Below are 23,603 nucleotides of genomic sequence, written 5' to 3'. Positions count from 1 at the left end.
ACAGCGCTATCGCGGGCAAGCCTCGCTCCTACGAGTAGTGGGGCTAATTTAGAAGAGGCGGGCGAGAAGGGCGGTGACGGCGGTTTCGACCCGCAGGATGCGTTCGCCGAGCTGCACCGGTTGCAGGCCGGACTTGCCCAGCAGGTCGATTTCGTAGGGGATCCAGCCGCCTTCCGGGCCGATGGCCAGGGTCACCGGCTCATCCAGGCCGCGAGGGCAGGCCGGGTACTGGCCGGGATGGCCGACCAGGCCGAGGGTGCCTTCGACCAGCGCTGGCAGACGGTCTTCGACGAAAGGTTTGAAGCGTTTTTCGATGACCACTTCCGGCAGCATGCTGTCGCGGGCCTGTTCCAGGCCAAGAATCAGTTGCTCGCGAATCGCCTCGGGTTCGAGGAAAGGGGTTTGCCAGAAGCTTTTCTCGACCCGATAGCTGTTCACCAGCACCAGCCGGGGCACACCCATGGCGGCGACGGTTTGCAGCACGCGGCGGAGCATTTTCGGACGGGGCAGGGCCAGCACCAGGGTCAGGGGCAGCTTGGTCGGCGGCGGCTGGTCGAGGCTGACTCGCAGCTCGGCCTCCCCGGGCTCCAGGCGCAGTAGTTCGGCCGAGCCCATCAGGCCACCGATACGGCCGACCCGCAGGCTGTCGCCCACCGCGGCACGATGGACTTCCTGCATGTGGGTCAGGCGGCGATCGCGCAGGATCACCCGGTCGGCCGCGATGAAGTCGGCCTCTTCAAGAAGCAGCAGGTTCACGCTTGGGTCGCTGGCGGCTGGTCGTTATGGTCTTCAGCCGGCTGGTCGTCCGGATGGTCGCCACGTTTGCTGATCAGGCTGCCGAACAGGATGCCGATCTCGAACAGCAGCCACATCGGTACTGCCAGCAAGGTCTGGGAGAAAATGTCCGGCGGGGTCAGGATCATGCCGACCACGAAGCAGCCGATGATCACATACGGACGGATCTTCTTCAGGTAGGCGACGTTGACCACGCCGATCCACACCAGCAGCACCACCGCCACCGGGATCTCGAACGCCACGCCGAAGGCGAAGAACAGGGTCATGACGAAATCGAGGTAGCTGGTGATGTCGGTCATCATTTCCACGCCGGCCGGGGTGGCCGCGGCGAAGAACTTGAAGATCAGCGGGAACACCAGGAAGTAGGCGAAGGCCATGCCGATGTAGAACAGCAGGATGCTGGAGACCAGTAGCGGTACGGCGATGCGCTTTTCATGCTTGTACAGGCCGGGGGCGATAAAGCCCCAGATCTGGTGCAGGATCACCGGGATCGCCAGAAACAGCGAGACCATCATCGTCAGCTTGAGCGGCGTCAGGAACGGCGACGCCACGTCGGTGGCGATCATCGTTGCGCCCGCCGGCAGGTACTGGCGCAGCGGCGTGGAGACGATGGTGTAGATCTGCTGGGTGAAGGCGAACAACCCGCCGAAGATCAGGAAGATCGCCGCCACGCAGCGCAGCAACCGGGTGCGCAACTCGGTGAGGTGCGACACCAGCGGCATATGTTGGTCGTTTTCCGGAATATCGCTCATGGGGCTCGCGGCGGCAAAGTAGGGTCGTGGGGGGCTGGCGTGACAGGCGTTGTCACGGGCGCAGCCGGTTCGGCCGGTGCAGTTGCGGCAGTGGGGCTCGCCGTGGTCGCGCTGGCTGGCGCTTCAGGCGCCGCGGCGGGTGCATGAATGCTCTGCTCGGCCACGGGCTCGACCGGTGTCGGCTGTTGCTGGGTCGGATTGAGGATCTTCCGCGCTTCCTGTTCCAGCGACAGAATGTGTTCGTTGTGCAGTTGCCGACGAATTTCATCGGCACCGATTTCCCGTTCAACTTCCTGCTTGATCGCATTGAAGCTGCGCTTCAAGCGGCCGATCCACAGGCCTGCCGTGCGCGCGGCACCCGGCAGACGCTCGGGGCCGAGCACCAGCAGGGCCACCAGGCCGACGAGCAGCAGTTCAGAGAAGCTGATACCAAACATTAGTCAGTGCTCACGAGTCTTTGCGGGTCGGCTCTTCGACTTTTTGCGCCTGCACGTCGATGGTGTGCGGCTGGTTCAACGGAGCGCTTTGCGGCTGGACCGGCGGAGCAGGCTGGGCGGTCGGTGGCACGCCAGGCTCGGCGGGTTTTTCGTCGTCGTTCATGGCCTTGCGAAAGCCCTTGATCGATTCGCCGACGTCGGTGCCGAGGTTTTTCAGTTTCTTGGTGCCGAACACCAGCACCACGACAACCAGGATGACGATCCAGTGTTTCCAGTCAAAAATGCCCATGCTGCGTTTCCTCTCTAAATGATGTTCAGGCGGACGGACGCGAGGCTTTCTCGGCGTGTCCGGACAAACCGAAGCGCCGGTCCAGTTCATCGAGAACGGCCTGCGGATGCTGCCCCAGCTGGGCGAGCATGACCATGGTGTGAAACCACAGGTCGGCGGTTTCGTAGATCACATCGCTGCAGTCGCCGCTGTGGGCGGCGTCCTTGGCGGCGATGATGGTTTCCACCGATTCCTCGCCGACTTTTTCCAGAATCTTGTTCAGGCCCTTGTGGTACAGGCTGGCGACATAGGAAGTGTCGGCGGCGGCGCCTTTGCGCTCTTCCAGCACCTGGGCCAGACGGGTCAGGGTATCGCTCATGTTCAGTGTCCTGCTTGATAGATCGCGTGCGGGTCTTTGAGTACCGGATCGACCGTTTTCCAGTCGCCGTTTTCATAAACGCGGTAGAAGCAGCTCTGGCGGCCTGTATGGCAGGCAATGTCGCCGATCTGTTCGACCATCAGGATGATGACGTCGGCATCGCAGTCCAGGCGCATTTCATGAAGCTTTTGCACATGCCCGGACTCTTCTCCCTTGCGCCATAGCTTGCCACGCGAACGTGACCAGTAGATGGCACGGTTTTCGGCAGCGGTCAGGCTCAGCGCCTCGCGGTTCATCCAGGCCATCATCAGCACGCGCCCGGTCTTGTGATCCTGGGCGATGGCTGGCACCAGGCCGTCAGCGTCCCATTTGATCTCGTCCAGCCAATCTTTCATCTTCGACTCCGACAACAGGGCTCGACGCGCTCGTCGAGCCTCGGCGATGGGAAACAGTGTGCCAGCCGCTAGCCCGGCTGGCTATCAGCGCACGACCAGATACAAGCCCACGGCAATCATGATTCCAGCCGGCCAGTGACCCAGCCCGTTCAGCGGTCCGCCGGCCGCGAGGATCGCGCCACCGCCCAGGTGCGCCGCGCCGAGAAGACGCAGGAACCAGTCGTCCTTGCGCCGTTTCCAGGGCGGCGAAGGGTCCTGGGCATGGGGCTGGGACATGCGTTCGAGCAGGTCGCGGGTCATGTTGGCCAGGTGCGGCAGTTGCTCGACCTGGCTGTGCAGGTTGCCCAGCAAGGCTTTCGGGCTGACGCGCTCGCGCATCCAGCGTTCGAGGAACGGCTGGGCGGTGTTCCACAGGTCCAGCTCCGGGTACAGCTGGCGGCCCAGGCCTTCGATGTTCAGCAGGGTCTTTTGCAGCAGCACCAGCTGCGGCTGCACTTCCATGTTGAAGCGGCGAGCGGTCTGGAACAGGCGCATCAGCACCTGGCCGAAGGAAATATCCTTTAACGGTTTTTCGAAGATCGGCTCGCACACAGTACGGATCGCCGCTTCGAATTCGTTGAGTTTGGTCTCTGCCGGCACCCAGCCCGAATCGATGTGCAACTGCGCCACGCGCCGGTAATCGCGCTTGAAGAACGCGAAGAGGTTGCGGGCCAGGTAGTCCTGGTCTTCCGGGGTCAGGCTGCCGACGATGCCGCAGTCGATGGCAATGTACTGCGGGCTCCAGGGCTGCACGGTGCTGACGAAGATGTTGCCCGGGTGCATGTCGGCGTGGAAGAAACTGTCGCGGAACACCTGGGTGAAGAAGATCTCCACACCGCGCTCGGCGAGCATTTTCATGTCGGTGCGCTGGTCGGCGAGGGTGGCCAGGTCGGTTACCTGGATCCCGTAGATGCGTTCCATGACCAGCACTTTCGGCCGGCACCAGTCCCAGTAGACCTGCGGCACGTAGAGCAGTGGCGAGCCTTCGAAGTTACGCTTGAGCTGGCTGGCGTTGGCCGCTTCGCGCAACAGGTCGAGTTCGTCGTAGATGGTCTTTTCGTAGTCGCTGACCACGTCCACCGGGTGCAGCAGGCGGGCGTCGGCCGAGACCTTCTCGGCGGCCCGGGCGAGGATGAACAGCCAGGCCAGATCCTGCGCGATGACCGGCTTGAGGCCTGGGCGGATGACCTTGACCACCACTTCTTCGCCGCTCTTGAGCTGGGCGGCATGGACTTGCGCCACCGAGGCGGAGGCCAGGGGCTCGATATCGAAGCGGCTGAACACCTCGCTGATTTTCTTGCCCAATTGCTCCTCGATCAGCGCCACCGACTTCTTCGAGTCGAAGGGCGGTACGCGGTCCTGCAGCAGCATCAGCTCGTCGGCGATGTCTTCGGGCAGCAGGTCGCGGCGGGTCGAGAGAATCTGCCCGAACTTGATGAAGATCGGTCCCAGGTCCTGCAAGGCCAGGCGCAGGCGCGCGCCGCGGCTTAGCTCCAGTGGCTTGCGCGGGAACCAGCGCCAGGGCAAGGCGTAGCGCAGCGCCAGGAGGAACCAGGGCAGCGGCAGGGCGAACAGCAGGTCATCGAGGCGGTAGCGAATCACGACGCGCTGGATGCGCAACAAACGGCGGACGGCAAGCAGCTTCATGCGTTATCGCTTGGGTCAAGGGGTCGGGAAAGGCGCTCGAAGCGCGCCTCGAGGCGTTCCAGGTCGAGCTTGACCCGGTCCAGTTCGCTGAAACGGGCTTCGGCTTCGCGCTGGCCCACCAGGGTGCGCGACTCTTCGGCCAGATATTCGGCAAGGTTCTGGTTCAGGCTGGCGAAACCCTGGCGATACCAGCGCGCGCGGCTACGGATATGGCCGCTGAACAGCTGGGTGGCCACCGGGCCGAGCCAGCGCGAGAGTTCGTATTCCCAGTCCAGCTCCAGGTCCTGGAGGACGGCCGCCAGTTCCAGCAGCACGCCGCTGTCGCCTTCCAGCTCGACCTCGGGACCGTGCAGCACCGCGGTCTTGTCCTGGCTCAGGGCCAGGCGCACCAGGCTCGAGGCCGGCGCCCGCAGGGTACAGTCGGCATCGGCGGCCCAATGCGTGGCGAGGGTCAAGCCCTCATCGCCGGGAATGACGAACAACTGCACGCTCGGGCTGCGGCAATCGACGGCAATGACCTTGCCGTTCAAATGCTGCAAGCGTGGCAAAACCGTGCTGTCGAGACGCAGTACACGGTTGAGGCCGTGTTCGACGCTGGCGAGCAGGCCGCTGAACAACATCAGGGTTTGATGCCGCGATGCAGGGCGACGATGCCCGCGGTCATGTTGTGGTAGGTCACGCGATCGAAACCGGCCTCGACCATCATCGACTTCAGGGTTTCCTGATTCGGGTGCATGCGGATCGATTCGGCCAGGTAGCGATAGCTTTCCGAGTCGTTGGTGATCAGCTTGCCGGCCAGTGGCATGAAGGCGAACGAGTAGGCGTCGTAGACCTTGGACATCAGGGCGTTGGTCGGTTTGGAGAATTCCAGCACCAGCAGGCGGCCACCGGGCTTGAGTACCCGCAGCATCGAGCGCAGGGCATCTTCCTTGTGGGTCACGTTGCGCAGGCCGAAGGCGATGGTCACGACGTCGAAATGGTTGTCCGGGAACGGCAGTTTTTCCGCGTCGGCCTGAACGAATTCGATGTTGCCGGCCACGCCCTTGTCGAGCAGGCGGTCGCGACCGACCTTGAGCATGGAGGCGTTGATGTCGGCCAGAACCACCTGGCCGGTAGGGCCCACCAGATGGGAAAACTTGCGGGTCAGGTCACCGGTGCCGCCGGCGATGTCCAGCACCCGATTGCCGGGGCGAACGCCGGACAATTCGATCGTGAAGCGTTTCCACAGGCGATGCATGCCACCGGACAGTACGTCGTTCATCAGGTCGTACTTGGCGGCTACCGAGTGGAACACCTCAGCGACTTTTTCCGCCTTCTGGCTTTCCGGAACGTTTTTGAAGCCGAAGTGAGTGGTGGGTTCGGCATCGCTGCCTTTGCGCTGATCAGTCATATCGCTGTCACCAAAAGAGAATGCGGGACATTCTAATCCCGGTGGCGGTCTTTGTCTTGGCAAGGCTGAATGTAAGATAGTGAAGCGCCGGGGCGTTTTGACGCAGCGCAGCTCAAGACGCTCAAGGCAAGTCCCGATAAATCAGGAGTCATTCAATGGCCCGTATAAGTGTTGAGCGTGCCCACGGCCTGGGTAAGGAGGCAGCCCGCGAAAAGGCTGACCAGTTGGCGCAGAAACTGGCCGATCAGTATGGCCTGGAGCCGCAGTGGTCGGGCGATACCCTGAACCTCAAGCGTTCGGGGGTCAAAGGTGCGGTGCTGGTGGGCGACGATTCGATCAGGGTCGATGTCGAGCTGGGCCTGTTGATGTCCGCCATGAGCGGCATGATCAAGTCGGAAATCGAAAAGGCGCTGGATAAAGCCCTGGTCTGAGGCACTTTCGCGGAAGTCGGCTTGCCGGCGATTTCGGGTGTTGTCATGACGCCTGGGAAAGCATCGTTGGCGAGCTGGTTTCTTCAATAACCGTCCATTCTTTTATGACATTGGTTAGGGTGCCGATTCTAATTTTTCTCACTACTTTGTGCCTGAGCCCACTTTCCTGCGGGCAGTTCCTCAAACCTTCTGCGCGTGAGGTGCACTATGGCCAAAGTAATTCTGAAGAAAAAAGTTGATGCCGCATCAACCACTCTGAGTGAAGTCAAATCCTATGCCCGCAAGATCTGGCTGGCAGGCCTGGGTGCCTACACCAAGGTTGGCCAAGAGGGCAGCGAGTATTTTCAAGAGCTCGTTAAGGCTGGTCAAACTGTTGAAAAGAAAGGCAAAAAAGTTGTGACTGAACAACTTGAGGCCGCCAACAGTCAGATTGATAGTGTGAAGGGGGATGTCACCAGTCTCAGAGGCAAAGTCGAAGTGCAACTGGATAAAGTCGAGAAGGCTTTTGACACGCGCGTCGCAAGTGCCTTGAATCGCATCGGCATTCCGTCTAAACATGACGTTGAGACACTCTCTGCTAAGCTCGATGAGCTGACGGCATTGCTCGAACGTGTCGCGCGTAAACATTAAGGAGAACGGGATGGCTGGTAAAAAGAATACTGAAAAAGAAGGCAGCTCGTGGATCGGGAAGGTCGAAGACTACTCCCGTAAAATCTGGCTTGCTGGTTTAGGCGTGTACTCGAAAATCGACACTGACGGCAGCAAGCTTTTCGAGTCGCTGGTCAAGGATGGCGAGAAAGCCGAGAAGCTCACCAAAAGCGCTGTCGGCAAGAAAGTCGACGCCGCCAAGGACTCCGCGAGCTCGGCAAAATCGCGCATCAGTGGCGTCAAGGACCGCGCGCTGGGCAAGTGGGACGAGCTGGAAGGTGCATTCGACAAGCGTTTGAACAGTGCCATTTCGCGTCTGGGCGTGCCTAGCCGCAATGAAGTCAAGGCGTTGCACAGCAAGGTCGACACCCTGACCAAACAGATCGAAAAACTCACAGGCGCCAAGGTGGCTCCGATCGCGGCCAAGGCTGCAGCGGCCAAACCGGCGGCCAAGCCTCTGGCTAAAGCAGCGGCCAAGCCGGCAGCCAAGGCTCCGGCCAAGGCAGCAGCCAAGCCTGCGGCGAAACCGGCAGCCAAAACTGCGGCGGCCAAGCCGGCTGCAAAACCTGCCGCCAAGCCAGTAGCCGCCAAGCCGGCGGCAAAACCTGCTGCCAAACCCGCCGCGAAACCGGCAGCGAAAAAACCAGCAGTGAAGAAACCGGCAGCACCCAAGGCCGCTGCACCGAAGCCTGCGGTTGCCGCCAAGCCGGCAGCACCGGTCAGCCCTGCGAACTCCGCAGTGGCGCCAACCCCTGCCGTCACCCCGACTGCCGCGCCAGCACCCGCGACGCCAACCAGTCAGTCCTGAGTTTTTCGGGGCATACAAAAACGCCCGGCCTGCAAAGGTCGGGCGTTTTTGTTCGTGGGGCTCTTGCGGCGCCGGTCAATCGTGTTCGTCGAGGTAACGCAGGGCCATCTGCTCGGTGGCCAGTTTCGCCGGTGGCAACAGGTGCGGCGCCACCAGCATCATGATCTGGTAGACCACCACCCGTACCTCGCCCTCGCGATCGAGAATGCGCTGATAGTCCAGTGAGAACAGCAGGGTCATGGTGATCTGTTCCACCAGTTGCCCCAGTGCCTGGGTATCGCTGACCAGTTGGCCCGAAGCCTTGAGCCTGGCCAGCAGCGAGGCCAGGGTGCGCTTCAGGGCGTTGAGCAGGTTGCGAATTCCCTTGGCCAGCTTCGGCAGTCGTCCGGCCAGGTTGGACAGGTCCTGGAACAGGAAGCGGTAGTGCGCCAGGCGCTCGACGATCAGGTGCAGGAACAGCCAGTAGTCTTCGGGAGCCAGGTACACATCGGCGGGCGGATCGAGCAGGGGCGCCAGCTCATTCTGAAAGCGCTCGAACAACCCGAGGACCAGCGGCTCCTTGCCGTGAAAGTGGTAGTAGAGGTTGCCGGGGCTGATCCCCATTTCGTTGGCAACTTCCATGGTCGAGACATTGGGTTCGCCCTTGTGATTGAACAGCAGCAGGGCGCATTCGAGTATTCGGTCGCGGGTTTTCATCCAGTCTTCTTGGTTGTTCAGTCAGGCCGCGACCCTAGGGCCGCGGCGCGGGGAAATTCAGCGGACGCGCACGTAGGTGCCAGGCGCCGCCTCCATCGGTGGGTAATTCTGGTTACCCAGGGTCATCAGGGTTTCGCGCTGGGCACCGGAACGCTGCTGGATCCACTCCAGCCATTGCGTCCACCAACTGCCGTCGACGTGCTTGGCGTCGTAGTACCAGGCTCGCGGGTCGCTGCTGAGCTTGCCGTTTTCGACGTAGTTGGCCTTGGGGTTGCTCGGCGGGTTGAGGATGCTCTGCACATGCCCGCTGTTGGACAGCACGAAGCGCTTGTCGCCGCCCAGCAGCAGGGTTGAGCGATACACCGCATCCCAGGGGGTGATGTGGTCGTTGATGCCGGCGACGCTGAAGCTGTCGACCGTGACCTTTTGCAGGTCGATTGGCGTGCCGCACACTTCCAGGCCCCCGGGATGACTCATCGGGTTGTGCTTGAAGAAATCCAGCAGATCGCCATGAAAGGCAGCCGGCAGCCGGGTGTTGTCGTTGTTCCAGTAGAGGATGTCGAACGCGGGCGGCTCTTTGCCCAGCAAGTAGTTGTTGACCCAGTAATTCCAGATCAGGTCGTTGGGCCGCATCCAGGCGAACACCTTGGCCATGTCGCGACCGTCCAGCACGCCGCGTTGATAGGAGCGGCGCTTGGCTGCCTCCAGGGTCTGTTCGTCGGCGAACAGGGTCGCCGGGCTGTCCAGCTGGCTATCCAGCAGGCTGACCAGGTAGGTGGAGCTGGAGACCCGACGCAGTTGTCGCTTGGCTTGCAGGTGGCCTTGCAGGGCGGCAATGGTCAGGCCGCCGGCACAGGCACCCATCAGGTTCACGTCACGACTGCCGGTGATCGCCCGGCAGGCATTCATGGCTTCCTCCACGGCCTCGACATAGCTCGACAGGCCCCATTCGCGATGCCGGACATCGGGGTTGCGCCAGCTGATGATGAAGGTCTGCAGGCCGTTTTTCAGGGCGAACTGCACGAAGCTGTTGGTGGGGCTGAGGTCGAAGATATAGAACTTGTTGATCTGCGGCGGCACTATCAGCAAGGGCCGGGCGTACTGTTTTTCGCTCATCGGCTTGTACTGGATCAGTTCCAGCAACTCGTTGCGAAACACTACCGAGCCGGGGGTGGTGGCCAGGCTCCTGCCGACCTCGAAGGCCTGTTTGGTGACCTGGCTGGGCAGGCCGTTGTTATGCAGCAGGTCGTCGACCAGATGACCGATGCCGCGGATCACGCTGTTGCCGCCGGAGTTGAAGATTTCCTTGATCGCCAGCGGATTGAGCAGGGTGTTGGACGGTGCCACCGCATCGTTGAGCAAGTTGAAGGCAAAGTGCGCGCGGGCCCGGTCGTCCGCGCTCATGCCGCTGTCGTCGATCCAGTTTTTGATTTGCTTCTGCCAACTGAGATAGGCCTGCAGGCCGCGTCGGTAAAACGGGTTCAGGCTCCAGGTCGGATCGGAGAACCGGCTGTCCTGGGGGTTGGGTTTGTGCAGTGTTTCGCCCAGTAGTACACGGCCCAATTGGCCACCTAGCGCTAAGGCATGGCGGGCGCTGTGCACCGGGTTGCGCAGGCTATAAGTGGCCACGCTGCGCAGAGTCGACAACAAGTCACGGCCACGCAGACCGGTGATGGCACTCTGGGCAGTGATGTAGGTGGCGGGCGTGGGCAGCGAGCCCGCCGTTGGTTTGTCTCGCATGCTTCAACACTCCTTCGTCAAGCCATCAACAAGCACACCAAGACAAACACCATAGTCGGTCCTGAACCATCCTGCGCGCGCGACGATCCTGTCGGCAGACGCTTTTTGCTACGTACCGCTGAACGGCGTCGGATGCGGGTGCATCACTGCCCGTTGTCGTTCCTCCTCGAGGAATTTCATGATGATCGGCGCCACGGCTTCGGCCCGGGTAATCAGGAACAGATGCCCGTCGTCGATGATGTGTAGCTGGGCATTGGGAATGCGCCACGCCAGCATGCGCATGTTGATCAGCGGGATCAGCGGGTCGTCGTCGCCGGCCAGCACCAGGGTCGGCTGGTGGATCTTGTGCAGCCAGTGGATGCTGGTCCAGCCGAGGCCGGCGAACAATTGCCAGTAGTAGCCCAGCTTGCCCGCCGAGCGGACCTTGCTGGCATGTTCGGCTGCGAGGTTGGGATCACGGCGGAACGAGCCGCCGTAGATCAGGGGGGCGATGCGGATCACATGGGAGGGCTGGATGTAGCGCCGTGGGCTGGCCATCATCCACAGCACCTTGGGTTTGCCCGGCACCATGAAGGCGCCTGCGGCGGTGGCGGCCAGCACCAGTTTCTTGCAGCGTTCGGGGTAGTCGTAGGCGAACTGCTGGGCCAGTGCCCCGCCCCAGGACACCCCGACCACATTGACCTGCCCATAGTCGAGGTAATCGAGCATGCGCGCGGTCAGCTTGGCCAGGCCGGGAAACCGGTAGGGGCGGCTCGGCGTCGAGGAGCCACCCACGCCCGGTACGTCGAAGGCGATGACTTCCAGGTCCGGGTCCAGGGCCTGGACGAATGGAAACACCAGCTCCAGGTTGGCGCCGATACCATTGAAGATCAGCAAGGGTGTCAAGTGAGGCTTGCCTGGGCGTACCGCGGTGCGGATGGTCTGGCCATCCAGGTCGACGGTGCGAAAGATGAACGGTTGAGGCATGCCTTGGCCCTGTTGGTGGAATCGTTGCCTGTAGGAGAGAGTCGCTTGCGCAGCCGCATGCTCGCAAGCGGCTCGATCCTACAGGCTTGCTATCGGCTAACGTTCATGAACATAAGTACCCGGCGCCGCCTCGGCCGCTGGATACGCCTTGTTGCCGAGAATGCTCGGCGTCTTTTTCAGTTTGCCCGAACGCTCCGCCTGCCAGGCCTGCCAGTGCAGCCACCAGGAGTCGGTGTGCTTGGTCGAGTTTTCCTGCCAGACGTCGGCGCTGGCCGGCATCTCTTCGCTGGTCATGTAGCGCGACTTGGGGTTGCCTGGCGGGTTGAGGATGCTCTGGATATGCCCGCTGCTGGAGAGGACGAATTCGACCTTGCCGCCGAACAGCTGGGCCGACTTGTAGCAGGACTTCCACGGGGTGATGTGGTCGTTGGTGCCGGCCAGGGAGAAGATGTCGGCGGTGACCTGCTTCAGGTCGATCGGCGTGCCGCACACTTCCAGTGCGTTGGGGCGGATCAGCGGATTGTTTTTGAACATTTCGATCAGGTCGCCGTGGAAGGCCGCGGGCAACCGGGTGGTGTCGTTGTTCCAGAACAGGATGTCGAACACCGGCGGCTCGTTGCCCAGCAGGTAGTTGTTCACCCAGTAGTTCCAGATCAAGTCGTTGGGCCGCATCCAGGCGAAGACCTTGGCCATGTCGCGGCCTTCCAGCACGCCGGCCTGATAGGAGTGACGCTTGGCGGCCTCCAGGGTCTGCTCGTCGACGAACAGCGCCACCTGGGTATCGAGGGTGGTATCGAGCACGCTGACCAGCAGGGTCAGGGCATTGACCTTCTTCTCGCCCAGGGCTGCGTAGTGCCCCAGCAGCGCGGTGCAGGTGATGCCGCCGGAGCAGGCACCGAGCATGTTCACATCCTTGCTGCCGGTGATGGCGGTGACCACGTCGACCGCTTCTTTCAGCGCTTCGATGTAGGTCGACAGGCCCCACTCGCGCTGCGCCTTGGTCGGGTTGCGCCAACTGACGATAAAGGTCTGCAAGCCGTTGCGCAGGCAGAAGCGCGCCAGGCTCTTGTCCGGGCTGAGGTCGAAGACATAAAACTTGTTGATCTGTGGCGGCACCACCAGCAGCGGGCGCTCGTGCACCTGTTCGGTCACCGGGCGGTACTGGATCAGTTCCAGCACGTCGTTGCGAAACACCACTGCGCCTTCACTGGTGCCCAGGTTCTTGCCGATCTCGAAGGCGTCCATGTTGACCTGGCTCGGCATGCCGCCGTTGTGCACCAGGTCCTTGGCCAGATGGGAGAGGCCATCGAGCAGGCTTTTACCGCCGGTTTCGAAGAAGCGTTTGACCGCCGCGGGGTTGGCGGCGGTGTTGGTCGGCGCCATGGCTTCGGTCATCAGGTTGATGACGAAGTGGCCGCGACTGATGTCCTGTTCGGAGAGGTTGCTCTGGCCGATCCAGTCGTGAAGCTCCTTGCGCCACGCCAGGTAGGTTTGCAGATAACGCTTGTACAGTGGGTTCTGGCTCCAGGCCGGATCGTTGAAGCGACGGTCATCGCTCTCCGGTTGCAGCGTCGATTTTCCGAACATCACGTTCTTCAATTCGACGCCGAAATGGGCCACATGTTTGGCGCTGTGCAGCGGTTGTCTGATGGCCTGGGTCAGCACCATACGAGCAGAGGTAAGCAGATCTTTCCGACGTAAACCGATGACCGGATTCAGGCCCAGAGTGTTTTCCGAGGCTTGGCGTTTCAGGTCATCGTTATTCTTGTTACTCATCTACGACGCTCCATTGTCCTGAGACGAGTACCGGACCTGCTGTGTAGTCACACAGCAAAGATGCCAGGTACTACTGCTCGGGTGACCGTTGATTCTGCATTACTGCTTTTTTGTTCAGAGAACACTGCAGGGAACTTGCCAGCTCCATTGGTTACCCGAGTTTAATTTTTTTCGCAAGCAGGCCAATCGTTGGCCATGCAGCCCAGCATTCAAACAGATGAATCTAGAAAATGCCCTCTAAAGCTTCAGAGGTCTGATCTAGAGCATCAGCTTGACGATAGACTCATTTGGATCGCGGGACTTTCCGGCTGCTTGAAGTTCGGCAAGATAATCCTTCCACAGATCGTCCTGACGCACCGCCAACTGGTACAGGTAGTCCCAGGTGAACAGGCCGCTGTCATGCCCGTCGTCGAAGGTCAATTTCAGTGCGTACTGACCGGCCGGTTCGACCTTGGTCAGGCCGACGCCGATCTTGCCAAATTGCAGGATGGGTTTGCCGTGGCCCTGGACCTCGGCGGAGGGGGAGTGCACCCGCAGGAATTCGGCGGGCAGGTGATAGACCTCGTCTGGCGCGTAGGTCAGCGTCAGGGTCTTCGAGGCTTTGTGCAGGTTGATGGCGGTGGGAAGTCTGGTCATGGGGGCAGCTTAAAGCTGCAAGCCGCAAGCTACAAGATGACGGCGGTCAACTTGCAGCTTGAAGCTTATGGCTTGCCGCTTAGAGGATGTAGCGGGACAGGTCTTCGTTCTGCGCCAATTCGCCCAGGTGGCTGTTGACGTAGGCGGCGTCGATGCGGATCGGCTCTTCGTTGTGGGCGCTGGCCAGGTCGCCGGCGCTGAACGACACCTCTTCGAGCAAGCGCTCCAGCAGGGTGTGCAGGCGACGGGCACCAATGTTCTCGGTCTTCTCGTTGACCTGCCAGGCGATCTCCGCCAGGCGCTTGATACCGTCCGCCTGGAACTCGATGACCAAGCCTTCGGTTTTCAGCAGCTCGCGGTATTGCTCGGTCAGGGAGGCGTGAGGCTCGCTGAGAATCCGCTCGAAGTCTTCCGGCGACAGCGCCTTGAGCTCGACGCGGATCGGCAGGCGGCCTTGCAGCTCGGGCACCAGGTCGCTTGGCTTGCTCAGGTGGAACGCGCCGGAAGCGATGAACAGGATGTGGTCGGTCTTGACCATGCCCAGCTTGGTGTTGACGGTGCAGCCCTCGATCAGCGGCAGCAGGTCGCGCTGGACGCCTTCGCGGGATACGTCGACGCCACCGGAGTTACCGCGCTTGGCAACCTTGTCGATTTCGTCGATGAACACGATGCCGTGCTGTTCGACCGCTTCCAGGGCCTTGGCCTTGAGTTCTTCATCGTTGACCAGGCGGCTGGCTTCTTCGTCGCGGATCAGCTTGAGCGCGTCCTTGATCTTGAGCTTGCGGTTCTTGCGCTGGCCCTTGCCCATGTTGGCGAAGAGGCTCTGCAGCTGGTTGGTCATCTCTTCCATGCCCGGTGGCGCGGAAATGTCGACGCCGCTGACTTCAGCCACTTCGATCTCGATTTCCTTGTCGTCCAGCTGGCCTTCGCGCAGGCGCTTGCGGAACAGCTGGCGGGTGTTGGAGTCCTGGGCTGGGGCGGCGTCCTCGTTGCTGAAACCCATGCGCGCCGGCGGCAGCAGGGCATCGAGGATGCGTTCTTCGGCGGCGTCTTCGGCGCGGTGGCGCACGCGAGTCATTTCCTGTTCGCGGAACAGTTTGATCGCGGCATCGGCCAGGTCGCGGATGATCGATTCAACGTCGCGGCCGACATAACCGACTTCGGTGAACTTGGTCGCTTCGACCTTGATGAACGGAGCGTTGGCCAGCTTGGCCAGGCGCCGGGCGATCTCGGTCTTGCCGACGCCGGTCGGGCCGATCATCAGGATGTTCTTCGGGGTCACTTCGACACGCAGCTCTTCAGGCAGCTGCATGCGGCGCCAGCGGTTACGCAGCGCGATGGCGACGGCGCGCTTGGCATCGTCCTGGCCGATGATATGGCGGTTGAGTTCGTGGACGATTTCGCGGGGAGTCATGGGCATAGTAATTGGCGGTCCTCAAGCAAGAATGAATGCCGTGGCGCGATGGCCGAAACAGGCTTATTCCGCGAGATCCTGCTCCTCAATGGTCTGGGTGTGGTTGGTGAATACGCAGATGTCGCCGGCAATGCCCAAGGCGGTTTCGACGATTTCGCGGGCCGACAGGTCGGTTTTCTTCAGCAGGGCGCTGGCCGCGGCCTGGGCGTAGGCGCCGCCGGAGCCCATGGCGATCAGGCCGTCTTCCGGCTCGACCACGTCACCGTTGCCGGTGATGATCAAGGAGGCGTCCTTGTTGGCGACCGCGAGCATGGCTTCGAGGCGGCTGAGGGAGCGATCGGTACGCCATTCCTTGGCCAGTTCGACGGCGGCGCGTACCAGATGCCCCTGATGCTTCTCAAGCTGGCCTTCGAAGCGTTCGAACAGGGTGAAGGCGTCAGCGGTGGCCCCGGCAAAGCCGGCGATGACCTGGCCGTGATACAGGCGGCGAACTTTTTTCGCGTTGCCTTTCATCACGGTGTTGCCGAGGGAAACCTGGCCGTCGCCGCCCATGACGACTTTGCCGTGGCGGCGGACTGAAACGATGGTGGTCAAGGGGAGAGTCTCCACGCTGCGGGGCGAAAATGCCCTGATGGGAACTCATATGGGGGTGACGCGGGGTTTTTCAACTGCGGCGGGGGTTGTAGGACGAGCGGTCTTTGCTGCGGGGAGGCGGTGCCAATGAGGATGCCATCGCGAGCAAGCTCGCTCCTACAGGTTTGGCGCAGGCCTTGTAGGAGCGAGCTTGCTCGCGATCGGCCGCTTTAGCGGCTCTGGCGCTGTTGTAACAGCAGGTTGCTGAAGCCGGCGCCGGCCAGTTGCTTCTGCGCGGTGGTCAGCTGTTCGCGGTTGCTGAACGGGCCGACCAGTACGCGGTACCAGGTCTCGTCCTTGACGGTGCCGGACTCGACGGACACCGATTGCCCCAGCAGGATGATCTGCGCGCGGACCTTGTCGGCATCGGTCTGCTTGCGGAACGAACCGGCCTGCAGGAAGAACCTGGTCACCGGCGCGGCCTTCGCTACCTGCGCCACCGGTGGTGCGGGCGGCGGGGTGATGCCGGCCAGGGCCGCCTGGGCCCGCGCGGTGTCGATCTTCGCCGCTTCCGCCGGGGTTACCGGCGTGGTCGGAACCACCGGCGCGGTCTGCGGCGTTGGCAGGGTTTTTTCCGGCACGGCTTCCGGCGGCACTATCACTTCCGATTCCGGCAGCAGGGTGTAGAAGTCGTACTTCGGCTTCACCGGTTGCTGCGGGCTCGGCGGGGTCTTGTTGGCCTCGGCGATCTTGGTGGTTTTCTGTTGCTCCAGCCGTTCGCGCTTGACGCTGTCACCGCCCTTGCCCGGCTCCAGCTTCATCAGGAACACGATGAAGGCGCCCACGGCCAGGCCGATGGCCATCCACAACCAACCCGGGATCGGTTGCTTCGCAGGAGCTTGGTAACGGCTGGCGCCACGCTTGGGTGCAGGTTTTTTCTTGGCAGCCAACTTACATTTGCTCCAGAACTTTCAGGCCCAGCAATTCCAGACCTTGCTTGAGGGTACGACGGGTCAGCTCGGTGAGGCGCAAGCGGCTCTGCATCTGCGTCGGCGATTCGGCACTGAGGATCGGGCAGTTCTCGTAGAAGCTGGAGAACAGCCCGGCCACGTCGTACAGGTAAGTGCACAGGATGTGCGGCGTACCCTTGTCGGCCACGTTGTTCAGCACTTCGCCGAACTGCGCCAGCTTGGCCGCCAGCTCCAGCTCATGGGCGGCTTCGAGGGTGATCTGGCCCTGTACTTCGCTGAAGTCCTTGCCCAGCTTGCGGAACACACCGGCGGCGCGGGTGTAGGCGTACAGCAGGTAAGGCGCGGTGTTGCCTTCGAAGTTCAGCATCAGGTCGAAGTTGAAGCTGTAGTCGCTGGTGCGGTGCTTGGACAGGTCGGCGTATTTCACCGAGTCGATGCCCACCACCTTGGCTATGTTGCGCAGATCGGCCTCGGCCAGCTCCGGGTTCTTTTCCTTGACCAGGCTGTAGGCGCGCTCTTCGGCTTCGGTCAGCAGGTCGATCAGCTTCACGGTGCCGCCGTCGCGGGTCTTGAACGGACGGCCGTCGGCGCCGTTCATGGTGCCGAAGCCCATGTGCTCCATGTCCATCGGGTGGGTCACGAAGCCGGCCTTGCGGGCCACCGCGAACACTTGCTGGAAGTGCAGGGCCTGGCGCTGGTCGACGAAGTACAGCGCGCGGTCGGCCTTGAGCTTGCCGCTGCGGTAGCGCACGGCGGCCAGGTCGGTGGTGGCGTACAGGTAGCCGCCGTCGGCCTTGACGATGATCACCGGCAGCGGCTCGCCTTCGGCGTTCTTGAACTCGTCGAGGAACACGCACTGGGCGCCGTTGCTCTCGACCAGCATGCCCTTGGCCTTGAGGTCGTTGACCACGTTGATCAGGTCGTCGTTGTAGGCGCTTTCGCCCATCACGTCGGCCATGGTCAGCTTGACGTTCAGCAGTTCGTAGATCTTCTGGCAGTGGGACAGGGAGATGTCCTTGAACTTGGTCCACAGCTCCAGGCAGTCCGCGTCACCGGCCTGCAGCTTGACCACCAGGCCGCGGGCACGGTCGGCGAACTCTTCGGATTCGTCGAAGCGCTGCTTGGCGGCGCGGTAGAAGTTTTCCAGGTCCGACAGCTCGTCGCTGTTGATCGGGTTTTCCTGCAGGTAGGCCATCAGCATGCCGAACTGGGTACCCCAGTCGCCCACATGGTTCTGGCGGATCACGGTATCGCCGAGAAGCTCCAGGACCCGCGCCACGCCGTCGCCAATGATGGTCGAGCGCAGGTGGCCGACGTGCATCTCTTTGGCCAGGTTCGGTGCCGACAGGTCGACCACGGTGCGCTGCAACGCGCCGGCCTTGCGCACGCCGAGGTGGGCGTCGGCGAGGGCGGCATCCAGGCGGGTGGCCAGGACCTGGGTATTCTGGAAGAAGTTGATGAAGCCGGGGCCGGCGATCTCGGCCTTGCTGACCTGTTCGTCGGCGGGCAGGGCGGCGATGATTTTTTCCGCCAGGTCGCGTGGTTTCATGCCGGCCGGCTTGGCCAGCATCATGGCGATGTTGCTGGCGAAGTCGCCGTGGGTCTTGTCGCGGGAGTTTTCTACCTGGATCGCCGGCGTCAGGCCTTCTGGCAACACACCTTCGGTGACGAGTTGGGTGATGGCTTGCTGGATGAGCTGGCGAATGGTGTCTTTCATGGTCTTCTCTTTCAACCGCTGGCGCGGCGGCGCTTCGATGCGCAGGTGGAAAAACTGGGCATTATCCGTTGCGAAGACGGGCTTGCCAACTATAGCCGGCTGTGCGGTGGCTGTTCGGGCCTTATCGCGGGCAAGCCGGATCGCCGCCCGCTCGCTCCTACAGAAGCGTGCTTGCCCAAGATGGCGGTTTTTCTATCAATACAGGTCCACAGGGTCAACATCCAGCGACCAGCGTACCTGGCGCCCGCTGGGCATCTGTTCCAGCACCAGCAGCCAGTGACTCAGCAGCTTGTGCAGCGGCGCCCGGGCATTGGCCTGTAACAGCAGTTGCGCGCGATAACGCCCGGCGCGGCGTTCCATGGGCGCCGGTACCGGCCCCAGCAATTCGATACCGCCCAGGTTCATCTCGGCCAGCAAGCGCTCGGCCTCGCCGCAGGCTTCGTCGAGGAAGCCTTCGGCCTGTCCCGGCTTGTGCGCCTCGGCGCGCAGCAGCGCCAGATGGGCGAACGGCGGCAGGCCGGCGGCGCGGCGTTCGCTCAAGGCCTGTTCGGCAAAGGCGAAGTAACCCTGCTCGGTCAGCTGCACCAGCAGCGGATGGTCGGCCAGGTGGGTCTGGATGATCACCTTGCCCGGCTCTTCGGCCCGCCCGGCGCGCCCGGCGACCTGGACGATCAGCTGCGCCATGCGTTCGCTGGCGCGGAAGTCGCCGGAGAACAGGCCGCCGTCGGCATCGAGGATCGAGACCAGGGTCACCCGCGGGAAGTGGTGTCCCTTGGCGAGCATCTGGGTGCCCACGAGGATGCAGGGCTGGCCCTTCTGGATGGTGGCGAACAACTGGTTCATCGCGTCCTTGCGCGAGGTGCTGTCGCGATCGACCCGCAGCACCGGGTAGTCCGGGAACAGGATTGCCAGCCGCTCCTCGGCGCGCTCGGTGCCGGCGCCGACCGGGCGCAGGTCGACCTTGCCGCATTTCGGGCAATGCCGCGGCACGCGCTCGGAGTGACCGCAGTGGTGGCAGCGCAGCTCGCCGTAGCGCTGGTGCACGGTCATCCGCGCGTCGCAGCGTTCGCACTCGGACATCCAGCCGCAGTCGTGGCACAGCAGGGTCGGCGCGAAACCACGGCGATTGAGGAACACCAGCACCTGCTGGCCTGCTGCCAGGGTCTGGCCGATGGCTTGTTGCATGGGGCCGGAAATGCCGCTGTCCAGCGGCCGGCTCTTCACATCCAGGCGCAGGAAGCGCGGCTGCTTGGCGCCACCGGCTCGTTCGTTCAGCCGTAACAGGCCATAACGGCCGGTGTAGGCGTTGTGCAGGCTTTCCATCGAAGGGGTGGCGGAGCCCAGCACGATAGGGATGTTTTCCTGGCGGGCGCGGACCAGGGCCAGGTCGCGGGCGTGGTAACGCAGGCCTTCCTGCTGTTTATAGGAGCCGTCGTGTTCTTCATCGATGATGATCAGCCCGGGGTTCTTCATCGGCGTGAACAGCGCCGAGCGGGTGCCGATAATAATGTCGGCCTCGCCGTCGCGGGCTGCCAGCCAGGCATCCAGGCGCTCGCGGTCGTTGACCGCCGAGTGCAGCAGGGCGATGCGGGCGTTGAAACGTTGTTCGAAGCGCGCCAGGGTCTGCGGGCCGAGGTTGATTTCCGGGATCAGCACCAGCGCCTGCTTGCCGGCTTCCAGGGTTTCGCGGATCAGCTGCAGATAGACTTCGGTCTTGCCGCTGCCGGTGACCCCGGCCAGCAGGAAGGCGTGATAGCTGTCGAAGCCGGAGCGGATGGCCTCATAGGCGGCGCGCTGTTCGCTGTTGAGTGGCAGTTCCGGCTGGGCCAGCCAATGTTCGTGGCGTTCGCCCGGGGCGTGCCGACGGACTTCCACCTGCACCAGATCCTTGGCCAGCAACAGGTCCAGGCTGTCCTTGCTCAGCATCAGCTTGCTCAGTAACTGATGGGCGACGCCGTGAGGGTGCTGGGCCAGGGTCGCCAGGGCTTCGCGCTGGCGTGGGGCGCGGGCGATGCGAGGGTCGTCGAGACTGGCGCTGGGGCTGACCGACCAGAAGCGTTCCTGCCGGGCCTCGGCCGGCTCGCCCTGGCGCAGCAGGACCGGCAGCGCCCAGCTCAGGGTATCGCCGAGGCTGTGCTGGTAGTACTGCGCGGTCCACAGGCACAGCTTGAACAGCGCGGGCGGCAGCGGCGGGGTGGCGTCCAGCAGGGCCAGTGCTGGTTTGAGTTTATCGGCCGGGACTTCGCTGCTGTCCGTGACCTCGACCAGGATGCCGATCATTTCCCGGCGACCGAATGGCACTCGCAGGCGCATGCCCGGATGCAGCTGGGTGCGCAGTACGCCGGCAGGGGCCCGGTAATCGAACAGGCGGCGCAGGGGGGAGGGCAGGGCGAGGCGCAAAATGGCGTCGGGCACGCGGGGAAATCTCATTGAACGGGCGGTGAAGAAGGCCCGGAGCCTAGCAGACGGTCGGTGCAAGGGACAGCTTGCGTGATCGCAAAGGTCTGGTAGAATCCGCGGCCTAATTACGTGCGGTATTCAACAATAGTGTTGGGTGGCGGCACGCTAGCCTGAGGAAGACACCATGAAAGCCGATATCCATCCAGAATACCCAGCAGTTGCCGTAACCTGCAGCTGCGGCAACAAGTTCGAAACTCGTTCGACCTTCGCTAAGCCGCTGGCGATCGACGTTTGCAACGAATGCCACCCGTTCTACACCGGTAAGCAGAAGACTCTGGATACCGGCGGCCGCGTTCAGAAGTTCGCCGACCGTTTCGGCGCTTTCGGCGCGAAAAAGGCCTAAGGCTGATCGGTCTGGAAAGCTGTTTCAGCTTCTCCTCGCTGATGAAAAAGGCGTCCCTTGCGGGCGCCTTTTTTGTGTCCGCGATTTGGCTCTCCAGCGCCCAGGCGTTCTGCCCGGCGCCGGCCGGGCTGGCCTCTGTGCAGGTCCAGCGGGTGGTCGATGGCGACACCTTGCGTCTCGTCGATGGCCGCAGCGTGCGCATGATCGGCCTCAACGCGCCGGAACTGGGCAAAAAAGGCCGCACCGACGAACCCTTCGCGGTTGCCGCCCGCCAGCGTCTGCAGGCGCTGGTGAAGGCCAGCAACGGTCGGGTCGGCCTGCTTCCCGGTCGGGAAAGCAGGGATCACTATGGGCGGACCCTGGCCCATGTCTATGGTACCGATGGCGCCAACCTTGAGGCGCAATTGCTTGCCGAAGGCCTGGGCTACCAGGTGGCGGTTGCGCCGAACGTCGATTTGTTCAGCTGCCAGCAAGCCGCCGAGCGTAGCGCCCGGCAGGCCCGGCTGGGGCTGTGGCGGCAATCGTCTGTACTGAAAGCGGATCAGATAAAGGCCTCCGGATTTGCGCTGCTCAGTGGTCGGGTGAGCAAGGTGCAACGCAATCGGGGCGGTGTCTGGATCGAATTGCAGGATTCGGTTGTATTGCGCATTGCACCCAATCTGCTTGGCCAATTCGATGGCGTGCAGCTGGATCGCCTGCCGGGGCGGCAGATCGAGGCGCGCGGCTGGGTGCTCGACCGTTCACGCAAGGGTGGTTTGAAATCGGGTCAGGCGCGCTGGATGTTGCCGTTGACCCATCCCGGAATGTTCCAGCTGGTTCAATAAATAAAAAATTGTAGACATTTTTTATTTCGATTGTGAACAGTCTACCCCTTGTGTTCCGTGGCTCTTGGCCCAAAGTCGTAGCCTGCGGGCCTTGACAGGGGTGACTGGTCAGTCTTGTAGGGACTTTGCGACACGCGTATCCTCGGCGGTCCGTCTGTCCAACAGTAAAAAGCGGAATGCCCACATGTCTGATTTGAAAACTGCCGCTCTCGAATATCACGCCAATCCCCGTCCAGGGAAACTGAGTGTCGAGCTCACCAAGGCCACCGCTACCGCCCGCGACCTGTCGCTGGCCTACAGCCCCGGCGTAGCCGAACCAGTACGCGAAATCGCCCGCGATCCTGAACTGGCCTACAAATACACCGGCAAGGGCAACCTGGTTGCAGTCATTTCCGATGGCACCGCGATTCTCGGCCTGGGTAACCTCGGCCCACTGGCCTCCAAGCCGGTGATGGAAGGCAAGGGCGTGCTGTTCAAGCGCTTCGCCGGTATCGACGTATTCGACATCGAAGTCGACTCCGAAAGCCCGCAAGCCTTCATCGACACCGTCAAGCGCATCTCCATCACTTTCGGTGGCATCAACCTGGAAGACATCAAGGCGCCAGAGTGCTTCGAGATCGAGCGCGCCCTGATCGAGCAGTGCGACATTCCGGTATTCCACGATGACCAGCACGGCACCGCTATCGTGACCGCGGCCGGCATGATCAACGCCCTGGAAATCGCTGGCAAAACCCTGTCGGACGCGAAGATCGTCTGCCTGGGCGCCGGTGCCGCCGCCATCTCCTGCATGAAGCTGCTGGTGAGCATGGGCGCCCAGATCGAAAACATCTTCATGGTCGACCGTACCGGCGTGATCCACTCCGAGCGCGACGACCTGAACCAGTACAAGGCGGTCTTCGCCCACACGACCGACAAGCGCACCCTGGCTGACGCCCTCAAAGGTGCCGACGTGTTCGTTGGCCTGTCCGGCCCGAACCTGCTGAGCGCCGAAGGCCTGAGCTCCATGGCTGCCAACCCGATCGTGTTCGCCTGCTCGAACCCTGATCCGGAAATCGCCCCGGAACTGGCGCACGCCACCCGTAGCGACGTGATCATGGCCACCGGCCGTTCGGACTACCCGAACCAGGTCAACAACGTACTGGGCTTCCCGTTCATCTTCCGTGGTGCCCTGGACGTTCGCGCCAAGCGCATCAACGAAGAAATGAAAGTGGCCGCGGCCAACGCCCTGCGCGAACTGGCCAAGCTGCCGGTGCCTCAGGAAGTGTGCGACGCCTACGGCGGCATCAAGCTGGAATTCGGTCGTGAGTACATCATTCCGAAGCCTATGGATGCCCGTCTGATCACCGTGATCTCCGATGCCGTGGCCAAGGCTGCGATCGAGACTGGCGTGGCGACCCTGCCATATCCGAAGAACTACCCGCTCAAAAGCGTGGATGACGTGTTCAACGGCTAAGCCGAAGACGTGTTGAAAAAAAGCCCCGGCTCGCGAGAGTCGGGG

25 protein-coding genes are annotated in these 23,603 nt (G+C 62.4%); 6 read left to right on the top strand and 19 right to left on the bottom strand.

All coding sequences use genetic code 11. The annotated features are described in order from the left end of the window. Window positions 1-48 precede the first annotated feature (48 nt). The 9 genes from AC07Y9_RS07395 to ubiE form a co-directional block, all read right to left on the bottom strand. On the bottom strand, window positions 49-756 hold the full coding sequence (locus AC07Y9_RS07395; RefSeq protein WP_102678379.1) for a 16S rRNA (uracil(1498)-N(3))-methyltransferase: 708 nt from the start codon (window positions 754-756) through the stop codon (window positions 49-51). Further along, entirely contained in the window at window positions 753-1,547 is a 795-nt protein-coding gene (gene tatC / locus AC07Y9_RS07390) for a twin-arginine translocase subunit TatC (RefSeq protein WP_053259344.1), read from the bottom strand. The genes AC07Y9_RS07395 and tatC overlap by 4 nt, the downstream gene beginning before the upstream one ends. Further along, on the bottom strand, window positions 1,544-1,984 hold the full coding sequence (gene tatB, locus AC07Y9_RS07385) for a Sec-independent protein translocase protein TatB (RefSeq protein WP_009041805.1): 441 nt from the start codon (window positions 1,982-1,984) through the stop codon (window positions 1,544-1,546). The genes tatC and tatB overlap by 4 nt, the downstream gene beginning before the upstream one ends. Window positions 1,985-1,994: 10 nt before the next feature. After that, window positions 1,995-2,273 carry a twin-arginine translocase TatA/TatE family subunit gene (locus AC07Y9_RS07380; protein WP_007925884.1) on the bottom strand — a complete coding sequence of 93 codons (279 nt, stop codon included), beginning with the start codon at window positions 2,271-2,273 and terminating at the stop codon, window positions 1,995-1,997. A 25-nt stretch (window positions 2,274-2,298) separates the two neighbouring features. Then, window positions 2,299-2,631, bottom strand: coding sequence for a phosphoribosyl-ATP diphosphatase (locus AC07Y9_RS07375; RefSeq protein ID WP_007925883.1), 333 nt, complete (start codon window positions 2,629-2,631; stop codon window positions 2,299-2,301). Between the two features lie 2 nt (window positions 2,632-2,633). Then, a complete protein-coding gene (gene hisI / locus AC07Y9_RS07370) occupies window positions 2,634-3,026 on the bottom strand; it encodes a phosphoribosyl-AMP cyclohydrolase (RefSeq protein WP_007925882.1) in 393 nt (130 codons plus the stop codon). 84 nt (window positions 3,027-3,110) lie between these two features. Beyond that, entirely contained in the window at window positions 3,111-4,712 is a 1,602-nt protein-coding gene (gene ubiB, locus AC07Y9_RS07365; RefSeq protein WP_102678378.1) for a ubiquinone biosynthesis regulatory protein kinase UbiB, read from the bottom strand. Next, on the bottom strand, window positions 4,709-5,332 hold the full coding sequence (locus AC07Y9_RS07360; protein WP_102678377.1) for a ubiquinone biosynthesis accessory factor UbiJ: 624 nt from the start codon (window positions 5,330-5,332) through the stop codon (window positions 4,709-4,711). The genes ubiB and AC07Y9_RS07360 overlap by 4 nt, the downstream gene beginning before the upstream one ends. Beyond that, on the bottom strand, window positions 5,332-6,102 hold the full coding sequence (gene ubiE, locus AC07Y9_RS07355) for a bifunctional demethylmenaquinone methyltransferase/2-methoxy-6-polyprenyl-1,4-benzoquinol methylase UbiE (protein WP_007925879.1): 771 nt from the start codon (window positions 6,100-6,102) through the stop codon (window positions 5,332-5,334). Before ubiE ends, AC07Y9_RS07360 begins: the two co-directional genes overlap by 1 nt. A 155-nt stretch (window positions 6,103-6,257) precedes the next feature. On the opposite strand from ubiE, the gene AC07Y9_RS07350 reads away from it, so the two are divergent. From AC07Y9_RS07350 to AC07Y9_RS07340, 3 genes are all read left to right on the top strand, one after another. Continuing rightward, window positions 6,258-6,533: a polyhydroxyalkanoic acid system family protein gene (locus tag AC07Y9_RS07350; protein ID WP_101336615.1), complete on the top strand. Its 276-nt coding sequence runs from the start codon at window positions 6,258-6,260 to the stop codon at window positions 6,531-6,533. Between the two features lie 207 nt (window positions 6,534-6,740). After that, window positions 6,741-7,163: a phasin family protein gene (locus tag AC07Y9_RS07345; protein WP_007925877.1), complete on the top strand. Its 423-nt coding sequence runs from the start codon at window positions 6,741-6,743 to the stop codon at window positions 7,161-7,163. A gap of 10 nt (window positions 7,164-7,173) precedes the next feature. Further along, on the top strand, window positions 7,174-7,989 hold the full coding sequence (locus AC07Y9_RS07340; RefSeq protein WP_102678376.1) for a phasin family protein: 816 nt from the start codon (window positions 7,174-7,176) through the stop codon (window positions 7,987-7,989). 75 nt (window positions 7,990-8,064) lie between these two features. Here the strand turns inward: AC07Y9_RS07340 and AC07Y9_RS07335 are convergent, their stop codons facing one another. The 10 genes from AC07Y9_RS07335 to AC07Y9_RS07290 form a co-directional block, all read right to left on the bottom strand. Further along, window positions 8,065-8,685 carry a TetR/AcrR family transcriptional regulator gene (locus AC07Y9_RS07335; protein WP_102678375.1) on the bottom strand — a complete coding sequence of 207 codons (621 nt, stop codon included), beginning with the start codon at window positions 8,683-8,685 and terminating at the stop codon, window positions 8,065-8,067. A gap of 57 nt (window positions 8,686-8,742) precedes the next feature. After that, a complete protein-coding gene (gene phaC, locus AC07Y9_RS07330) occupies window positions 8,743-10,425 on the bottom strand; it encodes a class II poly(R)-hydroxyalkanoic acid synthase (protein WP_102678374.1) in 1,683 nt (560 codons plus the stop codon). Between the two features lie 108 nt (window positions 10,426-10,533). Continuing rightward, window positions 10,534-11,391 carry a poly(3-hydroxyalkanoate) depolymerase gene (gene phaZ, locus AC07Y9_RS07325; RefSeq protein WP_007925872.1) on the bottom strand — a complete coding sequence of 286 codons (858 nt, stop codon included), beginning with the start codon at window positions 11,389-11,391 and terminating at the stop codon, window positions 10,534-10,536. Between the two features lie 96 nt (window positions 11,392-11,487). Then, window positions 11,488-13,167: a class II poly(R)-hydroxyalkanoic acid synthase gene (gene phaC, locus AC07Y9_RS07320; protein WP_087089764.1), complete on the bottom strand. Its 1,680-nt coding sequence runs from the start codon at window positions 13,165-13,167 to the stop codon at window positions 11,488-11,490. Window positions 13,168-13,425: 258 nt separating this feature from the next. Next, window positions 13,426-13,803 (bottom strand): gamma-butyrobetaine hydroxylase family protein, encoded by a 378-nt coding sequence (locus AC07Y9_RS07315; protein ID WP_007925870.1) that lies wholly within the window; start codon window positions 13,801-13,803, stop codon window positions 13,426-13,428. Between the two features lie 79 nt (window positions 13,804-13,882). Next, on the bottom strand, window positions 13,883-15,223 hold the full coding sequence (gene hslU / locus AC07Y9_RS07310; protein ID WP_007925868.1) for an ATP-dependent protease ATPase subunit HslU: 1,341 nt from the start codon (window positions 15,221-15,223) through the stop codon (window positions 13,883-13,885). Between the two features lie 57 nt (window positions 15,224-15,280). Beyond that, window positions 15,281-15,811 (bottom strand): ATP-dependent protease subunit HslV, encoded by a 531-nt coding sequence (gene hslV, locus AC07Y9_RS07305; RefSeq protein ID WP_003186641.1) that lies wholly within the window; start codon window positions 15,809-15,811, stop codon window positions 15,281-15,283. A 209-nt stretch (window positions 15,812-16,020) separates the two neighbouring features. After that, window positions 16,021-16,740: an SPOR domain-containing protein gene (locus tag AC07Y9_RS07300; protein WP_007925864.1), complete on the bottom strand. Its 720-nt coding sequence runs from the start codon at window positions 16,738-16,740 to the stop codon at window positions 16,021-16,023. A gap of 1 nt (window position 16,741) precedes the next feature. Continuing rightward, entirely contained in the window at window positions 16,742-18,478 is a 1,737-nt protein-coding gene (gene argS, locus AC07Y9_RS07295; protein ID WP_102678373.1) for an arginine--tRNA ligase, read from the bottom strand. Between the two features lie 195 nt (window positions 18,479-18,673). Beyond that, window positions 18,674-20,893 carry a primosomal protein N' gene (locus AC07Y9_RS07290; protein WP_102678372.1) on the bottom strand — a complete coding sequence of 740 codons (2,220 nt, stop codon included), beginning with the start codon at window positions 20,891-20,893 and terminating at the stop codon, window positions 18,674-18,676. Between the two features lie 169 nt (window positions 20,894-21,062). On the opposite strand from AC07Y9_RS07290, the gene rpmE reads away from it, so the two are divergent. The 3 genes from rpmE to AC07Y9_RS07275 all read left to right on the top strand — a co-directional run bounded on the left by rpmE (window position 21,063) and on the right by AC07Y9_RS07275 (window position 23,558). Next, window positions 21,063-21,281, top strand: coding sequence for a 50S ribosomal protein L31 (rpmE, locus tag AC07Y9_RS07285; RefSeq protein ID WP_007925855.1), 219 nt, complete (start codon window positions 21,063-21,065; stop codon window positions 21,279-21,281). A gap of 41 nt (window positions 21,282-21,322) precedes the next feature. Beyond that, entirely contained in the window at window positions 21,323-22,105 is a 783-nt protein-coding gene (locus tag AC07Y9_RS07280; RefSeq protein ID WP_102678371.1) for a thermonuclease family protein, read from the top strand. A gap of 184 nt (window positions 22,106-22,289) precedes the next feature. Further along, the gene (locus AC07Y9_RS07275; RefSeq protein WP_007925851.1) at window positions 22,290-23,558 is read left to right on the top strand and encodes a malic enzyme-like NAD(P)-binding protein; all 1,269 of its coding nucleotides are present in this window, start codon (window positions 22,290-22,292) and stop codon (window positions 23,556-23,558) included. Window positions 23,559-23,603 lie beyond the last annotated feature (45 nt).

Source organism: Pseudomonas sp. GW456-L12, assembly GCF_059424045.1.
This window is presented reverse-complemented; position numbering and strand designations above follow the sequence as displayed.